The sequence below is a fragment of the Eudoraea sp. genome (genome assembly GCF_049665975.1).
Taxonomy (GTDB): domain Bacteria; phylum Bacteroidota; class Bacteroidia; order Flavobacteriales; family Flavobacteriaceae; genus Eudoraea.
The window spans coordinates 1-2,996 of sequence record NZ_JBATGR010000385.1; the positions used below are offsets into that span (position 1 = coordinate 1).

Genomic DNA, 2,996 nt, shown 5'->3' on the forward strand with positions numbered 1-2,996 from the left:
GATATGTGGAGTGGCAACCAGGTTTGTTATCCCAAGCTCCTTAAAGCCGTGAATCAGGTCTACGGACTCGTCTACTGTCTTAGCTCCATCATCTATACCCGGCAGAATATGGTTATGGATATCCACAAAATTATGCAGATAATCTACCAGAAATTTTTTCTTACTAAAAATATGAAACATACAATACCATTGTCAGTGCAAAAATAGTGTTTAATGATTTATAAAAACCACTCACATCTATACTATTAGTCTGACTAAAAGTATATTATTCCAATTTCTGTTACTGCCTAAGAAATGGCGGCCTGAGCTGCAGCTATCCTTGCAATAGGGACTCTAAAAGGTGAACAGCTTACATAATTTAATCCAATTCGATTGCAGAATTCAACGGAACTCGGTTCGCCACCATGTTCTCCGCAAATACCTACCTTTAAATCAGGTTTTGTTTTTCTACCCCTTTCCGTTCCCATTTCAACTAATTGTCCTACTCCTTCCTGATCTATTACTTCAAAAGGATCAGAGGTTAGTATTCCTTCTTTCAAATATATCCCAAGAAACGAACCCGCATCATCTCTGGAGTATCCATAAGTCATTTGAGTAAGGTCATTTGTGCCAAATGAAAAGAAATCAGCATGTTCGGCAATTTGGTCTGCCATAAGTGCTGCCCGTGGAATTTCAATCATAGTTCCTACAAGGTATTCCACACTATCTTTACGCTCCTTAAATACTTTTTGAGCCGTAGATCTGATCACATTTTCCTGAGAGACAAATTCCTTAACTGTACCAACAAGGGGCACCATAATTTCAGGGATCACTTCAATTCCCTTTGCTTTTAAATTTAAAGCAGCTTCAATGATTGCCCGGGTCTGCATTTCCGTAATTTCCGGATAGGTAATTCCCAGCCGACATCCTCTGTGGCCCAACATTGGGTTAAATTCATGAAGCTCTGACACTTTATTTTTTACTGAAGCCAGAGAAATATGAAGATCCTCTGCCAGTTCTTTTTGAGTAGCTAATTGGTGAGGCACGAATTCATGTAATGGTGGATCGAGCAAACGAATAGTAACCGGAAATCCCTGCATAGCTTCGAAGATTCCTTCAAAATCTGAACGTTGCATAGGGAGGAGATCTCTAAGAGCCGCTTTTCTACCCTTTATTGTAGCGGCCAAAATCATTTCCCTCATGGCCCGGATCCGGTCTACTTCAAAAAACATATGCTCGGTCCTGGTAAGTCCTATACCTTCGGCACCAAAATTACGGGCTGCTTTAGCATCTTTAGGTGTGTCTGCATTAGTACGAACTTTCATAGTCCTATACTTGTCAGATAATTTCATAATTTCCGCAAATTCACCACTTAATTCCGGTTCCATAGTAGGTACTTTACCTTCAATAATATTACCTGTAGAACCATTTAAGGAAATCCAATCTCCTTCTTGATATTCTTTATTATCAACTCTTAAAACTCTGTTTTTATAGTCAATTTTTAACGCTCCTGCACCGGAGACACAGCATTTACCCATGCCACGAGCTACAACGGCTGCGTGAGATGTCATCCCACCTCTGGCGGTGAGGATTCCTCTGGCAATGTTCATGCCTTCGAGATCCTCAGGAGATGTTTCTATTCGGGTAAGTATGGTAAACTTGTACTTATCTGCTTCATCTGCAAAAAATACGATTTGACCTGTTGCTGCCCCCGGTGAGGCAGGTAAACCCTGAGCAATAATATGATCTTTATTCATGCGATTTTGGTCAAATACAGGGTGGAGCAATTCATCCAATTTGTTAGGCTCTATGCGCATTAAGGCCTCTTTTTCATCAATCTGGCCTTCTTTAAGAAGATCAACGGCAATTTTTACCATTGCAGCTCCCGTTCTTTTGCCATTTCTGGTTTGTAGAATCCACAGCTTACCATCCTGAATGGTGAATTCCATATCCTGCATATCGCGATAATGTTTTTCCAGTTTTTCCTGGTAACCATTTAGTTCTGAATACATAGAGGGCATTAACTCCTCTAATGAAGGATAATTAGCAACTCTTTCTGCTTCTTTTACCTGCGCAAGTTCTGCCCAACGCTCTGAACCTAGTTTGGTTATTTGCTGAGGTGTTCTTACGCCCGCTACTACATCTTCACCCTGAGCATTTATGAGATATTCCCCATTAAAAACATTCTCGCCTGTTCCTGCATCCCTTGTAAAGCAAACCCCGGTTCCGGAATTATTCCCCATGTTTACATATACCATGGCCTGAACATTTACCGCAGTACCCCAATCTGCAGGGTAACCGTTCATTTTTCTGTAATAAATAGCTCTGTTTCCATTCCAACTGTCAAAAACAGCCATAATTGCTCCCCAAAGCTGATCCCATGGATCCAAAGGAAAATCGTGACCTGTTTGTTTTTTTACAGCATCTTTGAAATCATAAACCAAATCCTTTAAATCCTGTACGGTAAATTGAGTGTCTAATTCTATATCGCGTTTATCTTTAAGATGCTCCATAATTTCCTCAAAAGGGTCTATGTCTTCCTTGGTTTCCGGTTTCATACCAAGGACAACCCCACCATACATTTGAATAAAACGGCGATAAGAATCCCATGCAAAGCGTTCATTTTTTGTTTTTTCAACCAATCCGGCTATCACCTCGTCATTAAGTCCTAGGTTCAGTACGGTATCCATCATCCCGGGCATAGAAACACGAGCCCCGGAGCGAACAGAAATCAGTAAGGGATTTTCAGGATCACCAAATTTGGTTCCCATAATTCCTTCAATATTCTTAATTGCCTGCTTAACCTCCTCCTTTATGTATTTGACTACCTTATTTTTGCCCAGTTCATTATATTCCGTGCAAACCTCTGTAGTAATAGTAAATCCGGGAGGTACAGGAATACCAATCGCACTCATTTCTGCAAGATTGGCACCCTTGCCACCTAACAGGTTCTTCATTTTACTGTTACCATCGGCTGTTTTATTTCCAAACCTGTAGACTCTTGTTTTTACTTCGGA

Annotated in this window: 2 protein-coding genes; both read right to left on the reverse strand. The window is 40.6% G+C overall.

Annotation, left to right across the window (positions count from 1 at the left end; all coding sequences use genetic code 11):
* Positions 1 to 180, reverse strand: a 180-nt coding sequence (locus tag WBN20_RS13040; protein ID WP_424282011.1) for a CpsB/CapC family capsule biosynthesis tyrosine phosphatase, incomplete at its 3' end; no start/stop codon positions are given.
* 107 nt (positions 181 to 287) lie between these two features.
* A partial coding sequence (gene ppdK / locus WBN20_RS13045) for a pyruvate, phosphate dikinase (RefSeq protein WP_424282012.1) occupies positions 288 to 2,996 on the reverse strand: 2,709 nt, incomplete at its 5' end.